The sequence below is a fragment of the Sphingomonas sp. NY01 genome (genome assembly GCF_038809135.1).
Classification (GTDB): domain Bacteria; phylum Pseudomonadota; class Alphaproteobacteria; order Sphingomonadales; family Sphingomonadaceae; genus Sphingomonas; species Sphingomonas carotinifaciens.
In genome coordinates this window covers 605,357-619,491 of record NZ_CP101722.1, presented here as the reverse complement: position 1 = coordinate 619,491, position 14,135 = coordinate 605,357, and the positions used below count along the sequence as shown (strand labels likewise).

Annotated in this window: 16 protein-coding genes; 10 read left to right on the top strand and 6 right to left on the bottom strand. The window is 68.9% G+C overall.

What is annotated here, in order from left to right; genetic code table 11:
- The first annotated feature begins 99 nt into the window (after nt 1-99).
- The 4 genes from NPJ82_RS03065 to NPJ82_RS03050 are packed head-to-tail and all read left to right on the top strand — an operon-like array spanning nt 100 to nt 2,724.
- Nucleotides 100-687, top strand: a complete 588-nt coding sequence (locus tag NPJ82_RS03065; RefSeq protein WP_342658323.1) for a LemA family protein — start codon at nt 100-102, stop codon at nt 685-687.
- A gap of 5 nt (nt 688-692) precedes the next feature.
- Complete coding sequence (locus tag NPJ82_RS03060; protein ID WP_342658322.1) at nt 693-1,559, top strand: TPM domain-containing protein; 867 nt, start codon at nt 693-695, stop codon at nt 1,557-1,559.
- A complete protein-coding gene (locus NPJ82_RS03055) occupies nt 1,559-2,227 on the top strand; it encodes a hypothetical protein (protein WP_342658321.1) in 669 nt (222 codons plus the stop codon). The genes NPJ82_RS03060 and NPJ82_RS03055 overlap by 1 nt, the downstream gene beginning before the upstream one ends.
- Nucleotides 2,224-2,724, top strand: coding sequence for an NUDIX hydrolase (locus NPJ82_RS03050; protein ID WP_342658320.1), 501 nt, complete (start codon nt 2,224-2,226; stop codon nt 2,722-2,724). Before NPJ82_RS03055 ends, NPJ82_RS03050 begins: the two co-directional genes overlap by 4 nt.
- 57 nt (nt 2,725-2,781) lie before the next feature.
- Here the strand turns inward: NPJ82_RS03050 and NPJ82_RS03045 are convergent, their stop codons facing one another.
- From NPJ82_RS03045 to NPJ82_RS03035, 3 genes are read right to left on the bottom strand one after another with little or no spacing between them, the layout of a single operon-like run.
- Nucleotides 2,782-3,063 (bottom strand): ETC complex I subunit, encoded by a 282-nt coding sequence (locus NPJ82_RS03045; protein WP_112381958.1) that lies wholly within the window; start codon nt 3,061-3,063, stop codon nt 2,782-2,784.
- A 12-nt stretch (nt 3,064-3,075) separates the two neighbouring features.
- On the bottom strand, nt 3,076-5,541 hold the full coding sequence (gene hrpB / locus NPJ82_RS03040) for an ATP-dependent helicase HrpB (RefSeq protein ID WP_342658319.1): 2,466 nt from the start codon (nt 5,539-5,541) through the stop codon (nt 3,076-3,078).
- 28 nt (nt 5,542-5,569) lie between these two features.
- Nucleotides 5,570-6,580: a polyprenyl synthetase family protein gene (locus NPJ82_RS03035; protein ID WP_112381956.1), complete on the bottom strand. Its 1,011-nt coding sequence runs from the start codon at nt 6,578-6,580 to the stop codon at nt 5,570-5,572.
- Nucleotides 6,581-6,699: 119 nt separating this feature from the next.
- On the opposite strand from NPJ82_RS03035, the gene NPJ82_RS03030 reads away from it, so the two are divergent.
- On the top strand, nt 6,700-6,978 hold the full coding sequence (locus NPJ82_RS03030) for a chorismate mutase (RefSeq protein ID WP_112381955.1): 279 nt from the start codon (nt 6,700-6,702) through the stop codon (nt 6,976-6,978).
- A 4-nt stretch (nt 6,979-6,982) separates the two neighbouring features.
- Nucleotides 6,983-7,657 carry a thymidylate kinase gene (locus tag NPJ82_RS03025; RefSeq protein ID WP_342658318.1) on the top strand — a complete coding sequence of 225 codons (675 nt, stop codon included), beginning with the start codon at nt 6,983-6,985 and terminating at the stop codon, nt 7,655-7,657.
- 195 nt (nt 7,658-7,852) lie between these two features.
- On the opposite strand, the gene NPJ82_RS03020 is transcribed toward NPJ82_RS03025, so the two are convergent.
- On the bottom strand, nt 7,853-8,455 hold the full coding sequence (locus NPJ82_RS03020; protein ID WP_112381953.1) for an NADPH-dependent FMN reductase: 603 nt from the start codon (nt 8,453-8,455) through the stop codon (nt 7,853-7,855).
- Nucleotides 8,456-8,576: 121 nt separating this feature from the next.
- On the opposite strand from NPJ82_RS03020, the gene NPJ82_RS03015 reads away from it, so the two are divergent.
- Genes NPJ82_RS03015 through NPJ82_RS03005 form a run of 3 tightly spaced genes read left to right on the top strand, consistent with a single transcriptional unit; the run spans nt 8,577 to nt 11,856 of the window.
- Nucleotides 8,577-10,622: a carbon starvation CstA family protein gene (locus tag NPJ82_RS03015; protein ID WP_342658317.1), complete on the top strand. Its 2,046-nt coding sequence runs from the start codon at nt 8,577-8,579 to the stop codon at nt 10,620-10,622.
- A complete protein-coding gene (locus tag NPJ82_RS03010) occupies nt 10,619-10,804 on the top strand; it encodes a CstA-like transporter-associated (seleno)protein (protein ID WP_342658316.1) in 186 nt (61 codons plus the stop codon). Before NPJ82_RS03015 ends, NPJ82_RS03010 begins: the two co-directional genes overlap by 4 nt.
- Nucleotides 10,795-11,856 (top strand): sialidase family protein, encoded by a 1,062-nt coding sequence (locus NPJ82_RS03005; RefSeq protein ID WP_342658315.1) that lies wholly within the window; start codon nt 10,795-10,797, stop codon nt 11,854-11,856. The genes NPJ82_RS03010 and NPJ82_RS03005 overlap by 10 nt, the downstream gene beginning before the upstream one ends.
- A gap of 64 nt (nt 11,857-11,920) precedes the next feature.
- On the opposite strand, the gene NPJ82_RS03000 is transcribed toward NPJ82_RS03005, so the two are convergent.
- Both NPJ82_RS03000 and NPJ82_RS02995 read right to left on the bottom strand, forming a co-directional pair.
- Entirely contained in the window at nt 11,921-12,592 is a 672-nt protein-coding gene (locus NPJ82_RS03000) for a DUF1013 domain-containing protein (RefSeq protein ID WP_112381950.1), read from the bottom strand.
- 123 nt (nt 12,593-12,715) lie between these two features.
- On the bottom strand, nt 12,716-13,717 hold the full coding sequence (locus NPJ82_RS02995) for an NAD(P)H-quinone oxidoreductase (protein WP_205411576.1): 1,002 nt from the start codon (nt 13,715-13,717) through the stop codon (nt 12,716-12,718).
- Nucleotides 13,718-13,791: 74 nt separating this feature from the next.
- Here NPJ82_RS02995 and NPJ82_RS02990 point away from each other — a divergent pair, with 74 nt between their 5' ends.
- A complete protein-coding gene (locus tag NPJ82_RS02990; protein WP_112381949.1) occupies nt 13,792-13,986 on the top strand; it encodes a DUF1192 domain-containing protein in 195 nt (64 codons plus the stop codon).
- The last annotated feature ends 149 nt before the right edge of the window (nt 13,987-14,135 follow it).

Genomic DNA, 14,135 nt, shown 5'->3' with positions numbered 1-14,135 from the left:
TTGCTCCCTATTGCCGTGGGCAAGGTTAACCCTGGATAATGCTTTCGCCAAGCCTGCCGACTGTCCTATAGGAACGATACAGGTTCAGGAGACCCGTCGATGAAGTTTCGCGCCCCGCTCACCGTTATGGCCGCCGCGTCGCTGGCCGGTTGTGGCCTCAACAGCGTGCCGACCTCCGAAGAAAATGCCAAGGCCAAGTGGGCCGACGTGCAGGCCGCCTATCAACGCCGCGCAAGCCTCATCCCCAATCTGGAAGCGACGGTGAAGGGTGCTGCCGCATCCGAGCGGCAGATATTGACAGACGTGATCGCCGCGCGGGCACGGGCGACGCAGGTGCAGGTGACGGGGGATGAGCTGACCGACCCGGCGAAGATGGCACAGTTCCAGGCGGCGCAGGGTCAGTTGAACGGCTCGCTTGGGCGGCTGCTCGCCAATGTCGAGGCTTATCCCGAACTGAAGAGCCAGAACAATTTCGCGACCTTCATGGACCAGTTGGAAGGCACCGAAAACCGCATCAACATCGCGATCCTCGACTACAACAAGGCCGTGCAGGAGTATAACACCCGCATTCGCACCTTCCCCGATGCAGTCGGGGCGCGTGTGTTCTACGGAGCCAAGCCGATGGTCCCCTATCAGGCAACGACGCCGGGTGCCGAGAACGCGCCCAAAGTGGATTTCGGCGGCTGATCGCGATGGTCCCGCTGCGCCGGCTGGCGATGCTGACAGGGCTGTGCCTCGTCGCCACGACGGCGCAGGCACAGACCTTTCCGAAGTTCAGCGGCCTGGTGGTCGACGCGGCGGATGTGCTGCCGCCCGCACAGGAAACACAGGTCCGGCAGCGGCTCGAAGCGCTTCAGCAGCAGACCGGGCGACAGCTCGTCGTGGCCACCATCCCCGACCTTCAAGGCTATCCGATCGAGGATTACGGCTACCGCCTGCTGCGCGCCTGGGGTGTCGGGCTGAAAGACGCCAATAACGGTGCGATCCTGCTGGTGGCGCCTGGTGAGCGCAAGGTTCGGGTCGAAGTGGGGTACGGTCTGGAGCCCGTTCTGACCGACGCGTTTTCCGGCAACGTCATCCGGCAAGACATCATACCGCGCTTCAAGGCGGGGGACCTGCCCGGTGGTGTCGTGGCGGGTGCCGATGCGCTGGCCGAACAGCTGGCACGTCCAGACGCGGAAGCAAAGGCGAAGGTGGCGGAGGCCGTCAGGACGTTCGACGCAGCGCAGCGCGGGCGGACGCGGGAGCAGGGCAACGTTCCCATCGGCCTGATCTTCTGGGGTATCATCGGCTTTGCGGTGTTGATGTCCTTTGTCGGTCGGCGCGGCGTGAAAGGCCGGCGATATCGCGGGGATAGCGGGATGATGCCGGTGATTCTGTGGAGCATCGCCAACGAGATCGGGCGGGAAGCCGGCCGGGGTGGCGGCGGCGGATGGGGCGGCGGTGGCGGATGGGGTGGCGGCTCGTCCGGCGGCGGCGGTGGGGGCTGGATGGGCGGCGGGTTCACCGGCGGTGGCGGCGGATCGGGCGGCGGCGGCGGCGCTTCGGGGAGTTGGTGATGCGGCTGAGCGACACGGATCATGCGCGCGTCGCCGGGGCGGTTGCCCGTGCGGAGGCAAACACCGCGGGCGAGATCGTGACGGTGCTGGCGCGCCGGTCGGACGCCTATCACGATGCGGCATTGCGATGGTCGGTGCTCGCCATGCTGCTGATGCTGGCGCTGCTCGCCAGTGTGCCGGGCATGGCCGAGGCGGTCCACGCGACCTTCGAGCCCTGGGACGAAGCCCCCTCCCCACGCACCCTGATGCTGATCGCGCTGGTGCTGGCGACGCTGACCTTTCTGGGCGCACGCCTCCTGCTGGCGTGGCGACCTTTGCGATTGGCGCTGACGCCGGGGCGCACCAAGACGCGGCGCGTGCATCGGCAGGCATTGGCGCTGTTTCGGGCAGGGGCGGAGAAGCGGACGACCGGGCGGACCGGCGTGCTGCTCTACGTGTCCGCCGAGGAACACCGTGCCGAGATCATCGCCGACGCCGCGATCCACGACCATGTCTCGCCCGAATGCTGGGGCGAGGCGCTGGCGCCCCTGCTGGCCGAGATGCGGGCCGGGCGCCCGGCGGACGGGATCGTCGCCGCCGTCGAGCGGGTCGGCGCGATCCTGGCCGAACGCATCCCATCCAAGGAGAATGACGTGAACGAATTGCCCGACAGGTTGATCGAACTGTGAGCGTCGTATGGGAAGGAAAATACCTGGCCGCGCACAAGGAAGGCACCTGGGAATATGTCGCGCGGCGCGGCGGCATCGGGGCCGCGGTGATCGTCGCGGTGCATGAGGGCCACCTGATCCTGGTCGAGCAGCACCGGATACCGATCGGCCGCGCCTGCCTGGAGTTGCCGGCCGGACTGGTCGGCGACGAGGATGCCGGCGAAGCGACGACCGACGCCGCCGCGCGCGAACTGGAGGAGGAAACCGGCTACCGGCCGGAGCGGATCGAGGATTTGGGCTTCTTCTATTCGTCGCCCGGCATGTCGTCCGAAGGGTTCAACCTCGTTCGTGCGACCGGGCTGGCGCGCGTGTCGGACGGCGGCGGGCACGAGGGCGAGAACATCACCGTCCACCGCGTACCGCTGACCGAGGTGCCCGCCTTCATCGCGCAGAAGCGCGACGAAGGACTGGGGATCGACGCAAAGCTGCTCTACGTGCTGGGCGCCGGGCTGGCCTGACAGCGTGTTCGGAAACGCGCAAAAACGCGCGTTTCAAGGCTTCGCCGGCGACCCGCCTCAGCGGAAATTGTCGGCGTAGGCCTGCAGCTTCAGGGTCGCGGTCGGGGTGGGGACGACGTGATGATCGATCCCCTCGCGCTCGCAATAGGCGACCGCGGCCTCCAGCGTCGGGAAGAACAGGCGCACCTGATCCCGCGTGTCGCCGCTGCCGGCCCAGCCGGTCAGCGGATCGGCCTTCTTGGCCTCCGCGGGAGCGAATTCGAGCTGCCAGTGGTCGGTCCGGGCTTTGCCGGACTGCATGGCGTTCTTGGGGCGCTTGAAGATACGGGCAGTGGCCATAATGGCGTCTCCTTATCGCGAACCGGCGGCTCTTGCATCCGCCTTTTTCGTGCGCAGCGTCGGCGCCGCACCCGCAGGGTCGTCCGGCCAGGGATGGCGCGGATACCGACCGCGCATCTCCTTGGCGACCGCCGCCCAGCTTCCCGCCCAGAAACCGGGCAAATCGCGCGTCGTCTGGATCGGTCGCCCGGCCGGCGAGGTCAGGCTGAGGACGAGGGGCACGCGGTCGCGGCCGATCACCGGATGCTCGGCCAGCCCGAACAACGCCTGCGCCCGCAATTCGACGCGCGGCCCACCCTCCGCCGCATAATCGATCGCATGCGTACTCCCGGCCGGGCTGGTGAAATGCGGCGGGGCCATGGCGTCCACCCGGCGCTGTTCATCCCAGTCGAGCAGGTTGCGGATCGCCTCGGTCAGCGCAGCCGGCGCAATGGCATCGAGCCGGCGGCGGTTTTCGAGCAGCGGCGCAAGCCATTCGTCCAGCCGGTCGACAAGCGCCGCGTCATCCAGCGCGATGCCGGCATAGGCAGCCCGTGCCCGGTAGGCATGGGCGCCGTCCGGCCAGGGCAGGCGATCGAGGCCATGGGTACGCACCCCCTCCAACAGCGCAGCGGCGATGGTGGCGGGGTCGGCGTTCGAATCGGGACCGCCCGACAGGCGAAGTGCACCAAGGCGGCGTTCGCGCTGCGGCTGGACGCTGCCGGTCAGGGGATCGAAGACGGCCGTGCGGCGGATCTCGATACGATCGGCGAACAGCGCCTCCACGGTCAACGGATCGATCGCCGCGGCGGAGAGGATGCGCGCGCCCGACGCCGCGCCCTGCGTCTCGCCGACGGCGAGCCATTCGGCGGTGGCAAGCGGTGATGCGGGATCGAGACGGAAGCCGCGGCCACCGACAGAGGCCCAATGCTCGCCGCCCTGATCGCGGCGGCGCGCGATGCGATCGGGATAGGCGAGCGCAAGGCAGAGCCCGGGTGTGACGTCCAGATCGGGTCGCTCGGTCGGCTGGTCGCCAGTTCCACGCGGTAACGGGAGGGTGGACCATCGCCGGGCGAGCGCGCGGGCGGCGTTGGCCTTGGGACCCCGGTCGCTGCGCCACCGGCGCAGGCGATTGTCCAGATCGACATCGTTGCCGCCCAGACCGCGTTCGCCGAGCAGGACGGCGATGTCGGCGGCGAGCGTGGTGGCGCCGTGATCGGCGGCGCGGATCAGCATATGGGCAAGGCGCGGCGGCATCGGCAGACGCGCGATGGCGCGGCCATGCGTGGTGGGGCGGCCGGTGTCGTCCAGTGCCTCCAGCGTGGTGAGGCGGGCGCGTGCCTCCATCACGGCAGGTTCTGGTGGAGCGTCGAGCCAGTTCAGGTCGCGGGGGTCCGCCACGCCCCAGATGGCGGTGGCGAGCAACAGCGCCGACAGGTCCGCTTCCAATATCTCGGGCGGGTCGAAGCGCGGCAGGCCGGCGGTCGCGGCTTCCTCCCACAGCCGGTAGGCGGTGCCGGGCCCCTGGCGCGCGGCGCGGCCGGCGCGCTGGACGACGGCCGCCTGGCTGGCGCGTTCGGTGACGAGGCGCGTCATGCCCGCAGCGCGATCATAGCGCGGGCGGCGGGCGAGGCCGGAGTCGATGACGATGCGGATACCGTCGAGGGTCAGGCTGGTTTCGGCGATCGAGGTGGCGAGGACGATCTTGCGGCGGCCCTGTGCGTCGGGGCGGATGGCGGCGCGTTGCGCGGCGGGGTCGAGGGTGCCGTGCAGGAGGTGGAGCGCGATGGCATCGGGCAGGGTGGCGAGGCGTTCGGCGACGCGCTCGATCTCACCGACGCCGGGGAGAAAGGCGAGGATGCCGCCCTCCTCCTCGACAAGGGCGCGGCGGATGGTGGCGGCGACCGCATCCTCGATGCGGGCGTTCGGGTCGCGGCCGACATGGCGGAGCGTCAGCGGGTAGCTGCGGCCTTCGCTCTGGATGATGGGGGCCTGGCCCATCAGGGTGGCGAAGCGGCTGCCGTCAAGGGTGGCGGACATGGCGACGAGGCGCAGGTCGGGGCGGAAGCCACCCTGCGCATCGAGCGCGAGGGCAAGGCCGAAATCGCCGTCGAGACTGCGTTCATGCACCTCGTCGAACAGGACGGCGGAGACGCCGGCGAGTTCGGGATCGGCCTGAATACGGGCGACAAAGATACCCTCGGTCACCACGGTGACGCGGGTGGCGGCGCTGGTCGCGCTGTCCATGCGGGTGGCATAGCCGAAGCGGCGGCCGACGGGCTCGTTCGCGATCGCCGCCATCCGTTCGGCCGCGGCGCGCGCGGCAAGGCGGCGGGGGGAAAGAAGCAGGATCTCACCGTCGCACCAGGGCTGGTCGAGCAGCGCGGGCGCGACGCTGGTCGTCTTGCCGGCACCAGGCGGCGCGACGAGCACGGCGTTGCGCCCGCCCGCCAGCGCGGCGAGCAGGTCGGGCAGAACGTCGTCGATCGGGAGCGTCATGCCGGCACCCTGCCCGCCCGCAACAGGATCAGTAGGCGCGCGCGACCGCGAATTCGACCGCTTCGATCATCGCCGCCTTGGCCGGGCTGGCGGGGAAGCGGGCGATCGCCTCGATCGCGAGGCTGCCATAATGGCGGGCGCGGGCGAGCGTGTCGTCCACCGCCTTGGTACGGCGGACGAGTTCGATCGCATGGGCGAAATCCTCGTCGGAGGTGCGGCGCCCCTCCACCGCGTCCTTCCAGAAGCGGCTGTCCTCTTCCGACCCGCGGGCATAGGCGAGGATGACGGGCAGCGTCATCTTGCCCTCGCGGAAATCGTCGCCCGCATCCTTGCCCATCGTGCCCGCGTCCGAGACATAGTCGATCGCATCGTCGACGAGCTGGAAGGCGATGCCGAGATTGCGGCCATAGGCATCGAGCGCCTGCTCTTCCGCCTCCGACCGATCGGCAACCACCGCGGCGATGCGGCAGGCGGCGGCGAAGAGTGCGGCGGTCTTGGCGTCGATGATCGTCAGATAGCGATCCTCGGTCAGCGTCACCTGCCGCGCGGCGGTGAGCTGGTTCACCTCGCCCTCCGCGATGACCGCGGACGCGTTCGACAGGATGTCGAGCACCTTCAGGCTGCCCGCCTCGACCATCAGCTGGAACGAGCGGCTGAACAGGAAATCGCCGACCAGGACGCTGGCCGGATTGCCCCAGATGATGTTGGCGGTGCGGCGGCCACGGCGCAGGTCCGAGCCGTCGACCACGTCGTCGTGCAGCAGCGTGGCAGTGTGGATGAATTCGACCGCGGCGGCGAGCACGTGGTGATGCGTCCCCTGATAGTCCAGCAGCAGCGCGCTGGCGAGAGTCAGCATCGGGCGCATGCGCTTGCCGCCCCCGGCGATCAGATGGCCGGCAAGTTGCGGGATCAGCGGGATATCGGAGGTCATGCGATCCAGGATCACCTGGTTCACACGATCAAGATCGGCCGACACGAGCTGGACCATCGGCTCCAGCGACGGCGCGGACGGGGCGAGGCGGGTGGCGGTGGCGGTCATGGACACGGGTTCAGCCTGTGACGGCATCGGGGGGCGAACGCAAGTGTTCTTGCCTGAAGCGCTTGCCCTTGCGCCGGCCCGCCCGCAAAGAGGCTCCGCCTGTTGCCAAGGAGAATTTCGTGCCGGACGACGTGCTGAAGGGCTATCGCCAGTCGATCGACAATATCGACGCCGCCTTGGTGTGCATGCTGGCCGAGCGGTTCAAGGTGACGCAGGCGGTCGGCCGCTACAAGGCGGAGAACGGCCTGCCGCCCGCCGATCCGGGGCGCGAGGAGGCGCAGATCGCGCGGTTGCGCCAGCTGGCCGCCGATGCGCAGCTCGACCCGGAATTTTCCGAGAAGTTCCTGCGTTTCATCATCGATGAGGTGATCCGCCACCATGAACGGCTGAGGGGCTGACGGCATGGCCTTTCTGCTGGCGATCGAGGGGGCGGACGGCGCCGGCAAGGCGACCGCGACCGCCGCGGTGGTGGCGCATCTGGCGGCACAGGGGCTGTCCGCCTGCGCGCTGTCCTTTCCGCGCTACACCGACACGGTGGGCGGCTGGGCGCTGGGCGAATATCTGGCGGAGCGATTGCCCCGCGCGGTAAGCCCGCAGGCGGCCGCGACGCTTTATGCGCTCGACCGGTTCGAGTCGCGGGCGCATCTGGTCGACATGGCGGCGCGCCACGACGTGGTGGTGTTCGACCGTTATATCGCGTCCAACATGGCGTATCAGGCAGCGCAGGTGCCGGATGGCGAGGCGGAGGCGCTGATGACGTGGATCGCGCGGCTGGAAACCGGGCAGTTCGCGCTGCCCGTGCCTGATCTGTCGGTCTATCTGGATACGCCGCTGGCGGTGGCGCGCACGCTGATCGCGCAGAAGCGGCGGCGCAGCTACACCGACGACACCTATGACGCGTATGAAGCCGATCTGGGGCTGCAGGCGCGGGTGCGGGCGAATTATGCCGCGATGGCGGATGCGGCGATGCTGGGCGAGTGGATGACGGTGGAAACGGTGGCACATGCCGCTCTGCGCCCGCCCGAGACGATCGCGGCGGAGATCGCCGACGCGGTGATCGGGCGGCTGGAGGGTTAGGGTTTGGCGGCTTAACCTTGATCCGCTCGTGTCGAGTAAAGATCGAGTAGCTCCAAAGGAGCGTATCGAGAGCTTGTATCGAGACACCGCCCCAGGCGCCAACCTGTCTCTCGATACACCGTCTCGATACGCGGCTGCGCCGCTACTCGACGGTTACTCGAGACGAACGGAGTTTGAGATCAATTCGTCATGCTGTCAGGTCTTCGATTCGATCGTTCCCGCGAGCGGGGCGAAACGGGCGACCTGACGGCCGACCAGGCGTAGTTGGTCGACTACCGCGGGCTCGCTGGCGCTGCCCTCGTCGTCGAACTTGGTGAGCTGGCTGTTGATCGCCGCGGCAAAGGGCGTCGGCCAGCCGCGCAGGGCGTGGACGATCGAGCGCAGCGCCGCGATGGTCGAGCCCGTCGCCTGCCAGCCATAGGCGGTGGCGATCAGGCCGACGGGCATGTCGGCCAGATAGGGTCGCGGATCGCGCGCGGTTTCCTCCAGCAGGTCGAGCGCGTTCTTCACCACGCCGGAAATGCTGCCGTGATAGCCGGGGCTGGCGATGATGACGGCGGAGGCCTGGCGGACGGTGGCGACGAACTCCTGTTCCGCTGCGGTACGCTCGGGCGCGCGCGGGTCGTAGAGCGGGAGGCGGGCGAGATCGGCGCCGCCGAAGACGCGGGTGCGGAATCCTTCCGCCCCGGCCGCCTCCACCGCGATGCGGAGCGCACGCTCGGTGGAGGAAACGCTGCCGATCGTGCCGCCGATGCCGACGACGAGCGGTGCAGCGGTGGGGGGTGCCGAAGATGCCATGCGCGCCTTTCAGCCCGGCAGGCCCCATGGGGGCAAGCGGAATGTTCAAAAAACGGCGGCTGCAAACATTTTCATCGGGTCGCTCTGGCAATGCGGCGGCGCCCGTCTAGAACATGGGGTCATGGTAAAGCATCTCCCCTGGATCGCGCTGGCGCTGGGAGGCGCCGGTGCCCTGGCCGTGATCGCCAGCGTGCGCGGCGAGCCGATCAGCGCGCTGTGGATCGTGGCGGCCGCGGTGTCGGTCTATCTGATCGCCTATCGCTACTATGCGCTCTTCATCGCGCGGGTGATCGGGATCGATCCGTCGCGGCCGACGCCGGCGGTGCGCCGCGCGGACGGGCTGGATTACGTCGCGACCGACCGCACCGTGCTGTTCGGCCATCATTTCGCGGCGATTGCGGGGGCAGGACCACTGGTGGGGCCGGTGCTGGCCGCGCAGATGGGCTATCTGCCCGGCACGCTGTGGATCCTGGCGGGCGTAGTGCTGGCGGGCGCGGTGCAGGACTTTCTGGTGCTGTTCATCTCGATGCGGCGCGACGGGCGTTCGCTGGGCGAGCTGATCCGCATGGAGATGGGGGCGGTCGCCGGCACGGTCGCGCTGTTCGGCGCGTTCATGATCATGGTCATCATTCTCGCCGTGCTGGCGTTGATCGTGGTGCGGGCGCTGGCGGAGAGTCCGTGGGGGATGTTCACCGTCGCGGCGACGATCCCGCTGGCGATGCTGATGGGCGGCTATACGCGCTGGGTGCGGCCCGGCCGGATCGGGGAGGTGTCGATCATCGGCTTTATCGGCCTGATCGCGGCAATTATCTTCGGGCAGTCGATCGCCCTGTCGCCGACGCTGGCGCCGCTATTCACCTTTACCCCGGTCCAGCTCTGCTTCATCCTGATCGGATATGGCGCAGTCGCCTCCGTCCTGCCGGTCTGGCTGTTGCTGGCGCCGCGCGACTATCTGTCGACTTTTCTCAAGATCGGAGCGATCGCGGCGCTGGCCATCGGCATCGTCGTCATGGCGCCGCCGCTGCGCATGCCGGCGCTGACCCAGTTCATCGACGGTTCCGGCCCGGTCTGGGCGGGCAGCCTGTTTCCGTTCCTGTTCATCACCATCGCCTGCGGTGCCGTGTCCGGCTTCCACGCGCTGATCGCCAGCGGCACCACGCCCAAGCTGATCGCCAGCGAGGCGCATGCGCCGTTCATCGGATACGGCGCGATGCTGATGGAAAGCGCGGTGGCGATCATGGCGCTGGTCGCCGCATCGATCCTGGACCCCGGCATCTATTTCGCGATGAATGCGCCGGCCGCGGTGCTGGGCACCGATCCGGCAAGCGCCGCGGCGGCGGTGACCGCGATGGGCTTTCCCATTTCGGGCGACGCCCTGGCGCAGGTGGCGCGCGACGTGGGCGAGACCACGATCATCAGCCGTGCGGGCGGCGCCCCGACGCTGGCGGTGGCGATGGCGGAAATCTTCAGCCACCTGATCGGCGGACAGGCGATGAAGGCCTTCTGGTATCACTTCGCCATCCTGTTCGAGGCGCTGTTCATCCTGACCGCGGTGGATGCGGGCACGCGCGCGGGCCGCTTCATGCTCCAGGACCTGATCGGGCTGGCGGTGCCGCGCTTCCGGGGGACGAGCGCGGTGGCGCCGGGGCTGATCGCCACCGCCCTGTGTGTCGCGGCCTGGGGCTTCTTCCTCTACCAGGGCGTCACCGATCCGCTGGGCGGGGTGAACACGCTGTGGCCGCTGTTCGGCATTTCCAACCAGATGCTGGCCGCCGTCGCGCTGATGCTGGCGACCGTGGTGCTGTTCCGGATGAAGCGCGAGCGGTTCGCCTGGATCACGGTGGCGCCGACCGTCTGGCTGCTCGCCTGTACCGTGTCGGCGGGGTGGCTGAAGCTGTTCTCGGCCGATCCGCGCGTCGGCTTCCTGGCGCATGCGACGAAGTTCTCGGACGCCGCAGGCCGCGGCGAGGTGCTGGCGCCGGCCAAGTCGATGGCGGAGATGGGGCGGATCGTGTTCAACGACCGCATCGACGCGGCCCTGTGCGCGATCTTCCTGGGCGTGGTCGTCGCGATCTTCGTCTATGCGGTGCGCGCCTGCCTGAGCGCGCGGCGCATCGACCGGCCGAGCGTGACCGAGGTGCCGCCGATGCTGGCGGCAGCGGAATGAACGCGTTTCTCGCGCGGCTGGCGGAGACGGCGCGGCTGATGGTCGGCGTCCCCAGCTACGACGCCTATCGCCGCCACATGGCCGAGCATCATCCCGATGCCGAGCCGATGAACGAGGTGGCGTTCTTTCGCGAGCGGCAGGAGGCACGCTATGGCGGCAAGAATGGCGGGCGGTGTTGCTGAGCGAGTGGCGTGGGGCCGTCGGTGCGGTGGCGGTGGTCATGAGCATGGCGGCACCGGCCGCTGAGCAGGCGCCATCGCCGATCCTGTTCCGCGAGTTCATCTACCGCACCGCCCCCTATCCACAGGCGCATGCCTCCACGCTGGTCGAGCTGCCCGGTGGCGAACTGGCCGCGTCATGGTTCGGAGGTACCGGCGAGAGCCGGCCCGACGTGGCGATCTGGTTTGCACGGCGCGGGAGCAAGGGCTGGTCGACGCCGGTCGCGGTCGCTCGCGGCGATGGCCAGCCGACCTGGAACCCGGTGCTTTTCCAGCCACCGGGCGGAGACCTGCACCTGTTCTACAAGGTGGGGCCGAGCCCGCGCGAATGGTGGGGGATGGTGATCACCTCCGCCGATGGCGGCCGCCACTGGTCAGCGCCCCGACGCCTGCCCGATGGCGTGCTGGGCCCGATCAAGAACAAGCCGGTGATCGCACCCGATGGCGCATGGCTGGCACCATCGAGCAGGGAGGAAGGCAGCGCCGCCGACAATTACTGGTCGCGTATCGAGCAGAGCGTGGATCAGGGCCGGACGTGGCAGGTGGGGACGCGCATCCCCTCCCCCATGCATATCGAGGCGATCCAGCCGAGCATCCTGACCCACCGCGACGGCCGGATGGAACTGGTGGCGCGCACGCGGCAGGGCGCGCTGGCGATGAGCTGGACGCGCGATGGCGGCAAAAGCTGGTCGCAGCTCGCCGCGATCGACCTGCCCAATCCCAATGCCGGCACAGACGCGGTGACCCTGCGCGACGGGCGACAGCTGATCGTCTACAACCACGCCGCGCACAGGCCCGACACGCCGGGCGACGGTGATCGCTGGCCGCTGAACATCGGGCTGTCCGATGACGGCGTGCATTGGCGCGCCGTGTTGACGCTGGAGAGCGAACCGGTGCCCGACGGCTATGCCTATCCGGCGGTGATCCAGACGCGCGACGGGATGGTGCATGTCACCTACACGCACAACCGCACGCGTATCGCGCATGTGGTGATCGACCCGCGACGCATCCGCTGACACGAAAAAGGGCACCGCCGCACCGGCGATGCCCTTTTTTCTCAGCCTTCCGGCCGCGCGCCGATCAGTTGCGGAACAGCGCGTGCGGGTCGGTGATCTCGTCGCTGCGGCCGGTGCCGTCGGCGTCACGCTCCTGCTGCGCGCGTTCGGCGCGCAGGCTGGCGATCAGGGCCTCGCGGTCGCCCTCCAGGCGGGTGTCGGTGGGGGCAGGCTCGGTACCCGCGGCCTTGCCGGCCTTGGAGACGGCGGTGTCCAGCTCGCGCTGGGTGGTCAGGCCCAGCGTCACCGGATCCTTGGGCGTGATGTTGGCGATGTTCCAGTGGCTGCGGTCGCGGATCGCGGCAATGGTCGTGCGCGTCGTGCCGATCAGGTTGGAGATCGCGCCGTCCGAAATTTCGGGATGGTTGCGGATGATCCAGGCGATGCCGTCCGGCTTGTCCTGCCGCTTGCTGACCGGCGTGTAGCGCGGCCCCTTGGTACGGCGGACCTGTTCGGGGCCCTTGGTCATCTTCAGGCGATAGTCGGGGTTCTTCTGGCCCTTGTCGATCTCGTCCTGCGTCACCTCGTGCGCGCGGACCGGATCGCGGCCGGTCAGCTTGGTGGCGGCGGTGTCGTCGGCGATCGCCTGCACTTCCAGAATGTGGAGGCCGCAAAAATCGGCGATCTGCTCGAAGGAGAGCGACGTGTTGTCGACCAGCCAGGAGGCGGTCGCATGGGGCATGAGCGGCTGGGCCACGGGGTCACTCCGTCGGAAAATAAAAGGGCCGCCCCTCATCGGAGCGGCCTTAGCATGGCTTCGACTTAATACCGCGGCGGTATTTCGGCAAGGTGTCGCGGGGCCCCCGCCCCTTATCCGCGCCTATCCGATGGTCAGCACGATCTTGCCGACATGATCCCCCGCCTCCATCCGCGCATGCGCCGCCGCCGCCTCGGCCAGCGGGAAGACGCGGTCGATCACCGGGCGCAGCTTGCCCGCCGCGACATGTGGCCAGACGGTGCGGATCAGCTCGTCGGCGACCAACGACTTGAACGCAGCGTCACGGGCGCGCAGCGTGGAGCCGGTCAGCGTCAGGCGGCGGCGCATCACCTGCCACAGCGGGATCGTCGCCTCCGCCCCGCCCTGCACCGCGATCGAGACGTGGCGGCCATCCTCACCCAGACATTGCAGGTTGCGGGGCACATAGTCGCCGCCGACCATGTCAAGCACCGCCTGCACCCCCTTGCCGCCGGTGATCGCCTTCACCTCGGCAACGAAATCCTGGCGCTTGTAGTTGATCGCGTGCGCGGCTCCCAGCACGCGGGCGGCGGCGCATTTCTCGTCCGAACCGGCGGTGACGATCACGGTCAGCCCGAAGATGCGGCCGAGCAGGATCGCCATGGTGCCGATCCCGCTGGTGCCGCCGTGCACCAGCACCGTATCCCCCTCCGTCGCATAGGCGCGCTCGAACAGGTTGGTCCACACGGTGAACAGCGTTTCGGGAATCGCCGCGGCTTCGACCATCGAAAGGCCGTCGGGCACGGGCAGGCACTGGCCGGCGCAGACCGCGACATATTCGGCATAGCCGCCGCCCGACACCAGCGCACATACCGGCTGGCCGAGCAGCGCATCGTCCACGTCGGGGCCGAGCGCGACGATCGTGCCGGCGACCTCCAGGCCGGGAATGGACGGCGCGCCGGGCGGCGGGGGATAATTGCCCTGGCGCTGCGCCACGTCGGGCCGGTTGACGCCGGCGGCGGCGACGCGGATCAGCACCTCCCCCTCGGCCGGTTGCGGCACCGGGCGCGTGACGGGGACGAGTATCTCCGGCCCGCCATGCCCCTCCGGGTCGATCGCCGTCATCATCTCTGGCACCTGCGCCATTCGATCGCCCCCGTTTGCCGATAATGGCACCGTTATTGACATCGCGGGCGGGCGGGTCAACGCTGCGTCCCGTCATGGACATCGACGACTCTCCTGCCCGACGCGACGACCCGCTGACCCTGCTGGCGAAGGCGGACCTCGATCCCCTGTCGCTGGCCGAGCTGGAAGCGCGGGTCGCGGCGCTGGAGCGGGAGGCGGCGCGGACCCGCGATCACATGCAGCGCGCGGGCCGCCACCGCGTCGATGCAGAGGCGCTGTTCAAGCGGTGAGGCACCGTGCACCGGCCGGGCGCGACGCCATTTGCCGGTGCGGCTCCGTTGCGGGCGATAACGAATCCGACGTGATGCTTGATGCCGACCCCTGGCGTTCCGACATAGTGTGCAACGGGCATGCCCTGACGGGTTGCCCGACTGGAGTA